Consider the following 5,405-nt stretch of genomic DNA (forward strand, 5'->3'; position numbering starts at 1 on the left):
GTCGGTGCCGAGGCCGGGTGGGGAGCAGCCCGGCGGAACGGAGTGCCGCTGCGCCCCACCCGTGCCGCCCCCAGCGGCACACATGCCCGCAGCTGGGCGGCGCGGGCCCGCAACTGGGTGCGCCACGACGCTCACGCACCCGCGTACGGCGAGAAGGGACCGTGTCGGGGGGTGTCCGCCCGCAGCGGTTGGCCCGTCAACGAACAGTCAGTCGGCGTGAGAGCCCATCGCGCCGTTCCGAGGACGGACACCCCCCCGGCGCGGCCCCGGCCCACACCCACCGCGAAGGCGAAACGCACGCCCCCACCCGCCCCCACTCCGCGAGAAACCGAAGGCCCTCTCAGCCCTCCGTCAACCCGGCCACCAGCTCGTCAGCCGCCCGGTAGGGATCCAGCTCGCCCGCGATGATCCGCTCCGCCAGCGCCCCGAGGCGGCGGTCGCCGTGCAGGTCCCCGATCCGCTCCCGCAGCGCCGTCACCGCGATCGTCTCCACCTCCCGCGACGCCCGCGACAGCCGCCGCTCCCCCAGGACGCCCCGCTCCTCCATCCAGGCCCGGTGCTTCTCCAGGGCCTCGACGACCTCGTCGACGCCCTCACCCCGCGCGGCGACCGTCTTCACGATCGGCGGACGCCAGTCACCCGGCCCACGGGACTCCCCCAGCCCCAGCATGTGGTTCAGCTCGCGAGCCGTCGCGTCCGCCCCGTCCCGGTCCGCCTTGTTCACGACGTACACGTCGCCGATCTCCAGGATCCCGGCCTTGGCCGCCTGGATCCCGTCCCCCATCCCCGGCGCGAGCAGCACCACGGACGTGTCGGCCTGGGAGGCGATCTCCACCTCCGACTGCCCCACGCCCACCGTCTCGACCAGGATCACGTCGCAGCCGGCGGCGTCCAGCACCCGGATCGCCTGCGGAGCCGACCAGGCCAGCCCGCCCAGGTGCCCGCGCGTCGCCATCGACCGGATGTACACACCCGGGTCGGACGCGTGCTCCGACATCCGCACCCGGTCCCCGAGCAGCGCGCCGCCCGAGAACGGGGACGACGGGTCGACGGCGAGCACGCCGACCCGCTTGTCCTGCTTGCGGTACGCGGTGACCAGCGCCGAGGTCGACGTGGACTTGCCGACCCCGGGCGACCCGGTCAGTCCCACCACGTACGCCCCGCCCGTCAGCGGCGCGAGCGCCGCCATGACCTCCCGCAGCTGCGGGGACGCCCCCTCCACCAAGGAGATCAGCCGGGCCACGGCCCGCGGCCGGCCTTCCCTGGCCTGGGCCACCAGGGTGGAGACGTCCTGCATCACAGCTCCGTTCAGATAAGGGACGTACCGAAACTCAGGCCTTGGGCACGCGCACGATCAGCGCGTCACCCTGCCCGCCGCCACCGCACAGCGCGGCCGCGCCCACGCCACCGCCGCGCCGCTTCAGCTCCAGCGCGAGGTGCAGCACGAGACGCGCACCGGACATCCCGATCGGGTGACCCAGGGCAATGGCACCACCATTGACATTCACCTTTTCGGTGGACACGCCGAGGTCCTTCATGGACTGCACGGCCACGGCCGCGAAGGCCTCGTTGATCTCGATGAGGTCGAGGTCCGAGACCTCAAGGCCCTCCTTCTTCAGCGCGTGCAGGATCGCGTTGGACGGCTGCGACTGCAGCGAGTTGTCCGGCCCTGCCACGTTGCCGTGCGCCCCGATCTCGGCGATCCACTCCAGGCCGAGCTCCTGCGCCTTGGCCTTGCTCATCACGACGACGGCGGCGGCACCGTCGGAGATCTGCGAGGCGGAACCGGCCGTGATCGTGCCGTCCTTGGAGAACGCCGGACGCAGCTTCCCGAGCGACTCCGCGGTCGTGTCACCGCGGATCCCCTCGTCCTTGCTGAACAGCACCGGGTCGCCCTTGCGCTGCGGGATCTCGACGGGCGTGATCTCGGCCTCGAACAGGCCGTTCTTCTGCGCGGCCGCGGCCCGCTGGTGCGACAGCGCGGCGATCTCGTCCTGCTCGGGCCGCGCGATGCCCAGGCGGGTGTTGTGCCTCTCCGTGGACTCGCCCATGGCGACGCCGTCGAAGGAGTCGGTCAGACCGTCGTGGGCCATGGAGTCGAGCATCTGGACGGCGCCGTACTTGAAGCCCTCACGGGACTTCGGCAGCAGGTGCGGAGCGTTGGTCATGGACTCCTGGCCACCGGCGACGACGACGTCGAACTCACCCGCGCGGATGAGCTGGTCGGCGAGCGCGATGGCGTCGAGGCCCGACAGACACACCTTGTTGATGGTCAGCGCCGGCACGTTCATCGGGATGCCGGCCTTGACCGCGGCCTGGCGGGCGGGGATCTGCCCCGCCCCGGCCTGGAGCACCTGGCCCATGATCACGTACTGCACCTGGTCGCCGCCGATTCCCGCACGGTCGAGGGCGGCCTTGATGGCGAAGCCGCCGAGGTCGGCTCCGGAGAAGGACTTCAGCGATCCGAGCAACCGCCCCATGGGCGTACGCGCGCCCGCGACGATCACCGAGCTGTTCGCTTCGGATGTTCCAGAAGACATGAGCTGCGATCCCCTTACCGGCTGCACAGCCGAGGAGTGAACGAGGGTTTACTTCGAATGTACTGAGTGGCACTCCGTGCCGTCATCGGGCCGTCGGTGTGATCGCGCGCACGTTGCGTAACCACCTCGGGGACGTTGCACTGAATCCATGCTGACGCGAATCGACCACATCGGAATCGCCTGTTTCGACCTCGACAAGACCGTCGAGTTCTACCGTGCCACCTACGGCTTCGAAGTGTTCCACTCCGAGGTCAACGAGGAGCAGGGCGTGCGCGAGGCCATGCTCAAGATCAACGACACGTCCGACGGCGGCGCCTCGTACCTGCAGCTCCTGGAGCCGACCCGGGAGGACTCCACCGTCGCGAAGTGGCTGGCGAAGAACGGCGAGGGCGTCCACCACATCGCTTTCGGTACGGCAGACGTCGACGGCGACGCCGAGGAGATCAAGGGCAAGGGCGTACGCGTGTTGTACGAAGAGCCGCGAGTCGGTTCCATGGGGTCACGGATCACCTTCCTGCATCCCAAGGACTGTCACGGCGTACTGACAGAACTGGTCACTTCGGCGCCTGTTGAGTCACCTGAGCACTGACCCCCGTACAGAGGGGCCGGTAGGGTTGGGGGCGGTCGCCGCTCTGTCCAGGGTGACCGCGGTCCCGCCGTGCGACGGCAGGACCACCGGGGTCCGGGTTTCGGGGGACGAGCGTCGGGGCAGCAGCCTCTGCTCCGCCGATGATCTGACACCATTCCCCGGGGGCCCCGTTCGGCGGATGGACGGAGCTCGTTCGGAAAGAGTTGCGACCAGGGGACGGATGGGACCGCGCAGTGCGGGGCTACGAGAGCCAGGAGCGAGAGCCGGCGGCTGACGTCGACCACCTCTCTCGGTTCGAAGCCGAGATGAAGCGGCTGAAGACCGAACGGGAAAAGGCGATCCAGCACGCCGAGGACCTCGGCTACCAGGTCGAGGTGCTGCGCGCCAAGTTGCACGAGGCGCGGCGCACCATCATGTCCCGGCCCTCCTTCGAGGGGGGCGACATCGGCTGGCAGGCCGAGCAGTTGCTGCGCAACGCGCAGGTGCAGGCCGACCAGATCCGCGCGGACGCCGACCGGGAGCTGAGCGAGGCCCGGGCCCAGACCCAGCGGATCCTCCAGGAGCACGCCGAGCAGGCGGCCAGGCTCCAGGCCGAGCTCCACCAGGAGGCGGTGACCCGCCGCCAGCAGCTGGACCAGGAGCTGTCCGAGCGCCGCCAGACGGTCGAGTCGCACGTCAACGAGAACGTGGCGTGGGCCGAGCAGCTGCGGGCCCGCACCGAGCAGCAGGCCCGCCGGCTGCTGGAGGAGTCCCGGGCCGAGGCCGAGCAGGCCCTGGCCACCGCCCGCGCGGAGGCCGAGCGGCTGACGACGGAGGCCCGGCAGCGGCTGACGGGCGCGGCCGAGGAGGCCCGGGCCGAGGCCGAGCAGATCCTGCGCCGTGCCCGCACGGACGCCGAGCGCCTGCTCAACGCCGCCTCCACGCAGGCCCAGGAGGCCACCGACCACGCCGAGCAGCTGCGCACGTCCACCGTCACGGAGTCGGAGTCCGCCCGCCGCGAGGCCCAGGAGCTGAGCAAGGCCGCCGAGCGGCGGATGGCCGAGGCCGAGGAGGCGCTGCGCAAGGCGCAGACCGAGTCGGAGAAGCTGGTCACGGAGGCCGAGGAGGCCGCCGCCAAGGCCCTGGCGAGCGCCGAGTCCGCGAACGAGACGCGCACGCGCACCGCCAAGGAGCAGGTCGCCCGGCTGGTCGAGGAGGCCACCAAGGAGGCCGAGAACACCAAGTCCGAGGCCGAGCAGATCGTCGCGGACGCCAAGGCCGAGGCGGAGAAGATCGTCGCGGAGGCCTCCGAGAAGGCCCGCACGCTCACCGCCGAGGAGACCGCGACCCAGCTGTCCAAGGCGGCCAGGACCGCCGAGGAGGTCCTCGACAAGGCGTCGGAGGACGCCAAGAAGACCACCAAGGCCGCGGCCGAGGAGGCCGAGCGGATCCGCTCGGAGGCCGAGGCCGAGGCGGACCGCCTGCGGGCCGAGGCGCACGACATCGCCGAGCAGCTCAAGGGCGCGGCGAAGGACGACACCAAGGAGTACCGCGCCAAGACGGTCGAGCTGCAGGAGGAGGCCCGCCGGCTGCGCGGCGAGGCCGAGCAGCTGCGGGCGGACGCGGTCGACGAGGGCGAGAAGATCCGCGCCGAGGCCCGCAAGGAGGCCGTGGCGCAGATCGAGGAGGCGGCGAAGTCCGCCGAGGAGCTGCTCGCCAAGGCCAAGGCGGACGCGGACGAGCTGCGCACGACGGCCCAGGCGGACAGCGAGAAGGTCCGCACGGAGGCCATCGAGCGGGCGACGACCCTGCGCCGGCAGGCGGAGGAGACCCTTCAGCGCACCCGGCAGGAGGCTGAGCGGCACCGCGAGGAGGTCGTCGAGCAGGCCGAGGCGCTCAAGGAGGACGCCGAGCGCGCGGCGCGGGAGCTGCACGAGGAGACCGAGCGGGCCATGGAGGCCCGTCGCGCGGAGGCCGCCGAGGAACTGGCGCGGCTTCAGGGCGAGGCCGAGGAGCGGCTGACGGCCGCCGAGCAGGCGCTGTCGGACGCCCGTGAGGAGGCCGCGCGGATCCGCCGCGAGGCCGCCGAGGAGACCGAGCGGCTGCGCGCCGAGGCCGCCGAGCGGATCCGTACGCTCCAGCAGCAGGCCGAGGCGGAGGCCGAGCGGCTGCGCGACGAGGCCGCGTCGGACGCGTCCGCGTCGCCTCCTTGCGACCACTGCCCAGGCCCAGCCGTTCTCGGGCGGAAACTACGGGTTGTACGGGCAGGAGGGGCAGTACCCCACCACCTCGTTCGT

3 protein-coding genes and 1 pseudogene are annotated in these 5,405 nt (G+C 71.7%); 2 read left to right on the forward strand and 2 right to left on the reverse strand.

All coding sequences use genetic code 11. From position 1 onward, the window contains the following. Positions 1 to 340: 340 nt before the first annotated feature. Both meaB and ABZ281_RS36025 read right to left on the reverse strand, forming a co-directional pair. A complete protein-coding gene (meaB, locus tag ABZ281_RS36020) occupies positions 341 to 1,297 on the reverse strand; it encodes a methylmalonyl Co-A mutase-associated GTPase MeaB (protein ID WP_356662274.1) in 957 nt (318 codons plus the stop codon). A gap of 34 nt (positions 1,298 to 1,331) precedes the next feature. Continuing rightward, positions 1,332 to 2,540, reverse strand: a complete 1,209-nt coding sequence (locus tag ABZ281_RS36025; protein ID WP_356662275.1) for an acetyl-CoA C-acetyltransferase — start codon at positions 2,538 to 2,540, stop codon at positions 1,332 to 1,334. A gap of 148 nt (positions 2,541 to 2,688) precedes the next feature. On the opposite strand from ABZ281_RS36025, the gene mce reads away from it, so the two are divergent. Together mce and scy are read left to right on the forward strand one after the other, a co-directional pair. Beyond that, positions 2,689 to 3,129, forward strand: coding sequence for a methylmalonyl-CoA epimerase (mce, locus tag ABZ281_RS36030; protein WP_030854295.1), 441 nt, complete (start codon positions 2,689 to 2,691; stop codon positions 3,127 to 3,129). A gap of 233 nt (positions 3,130 to 3,362) precedes the next feature. Continuing rightward, positions 3,363 to 5,405, forward strand: a pseudogene (scy, locus tag ABZ281_RS36035) (polarized growth protein Scy); the annotation flags it as partial.

The sequence above is a fragment of the Streptomyces sp. NPDC006265 genome (assembly GCF_040613555.1).
Taxonomy (GTDB): Bacteria; Actinomycetota; Actinomycetes; order Streptomycetales; family Streptomycetaceae; genus Streptomyces.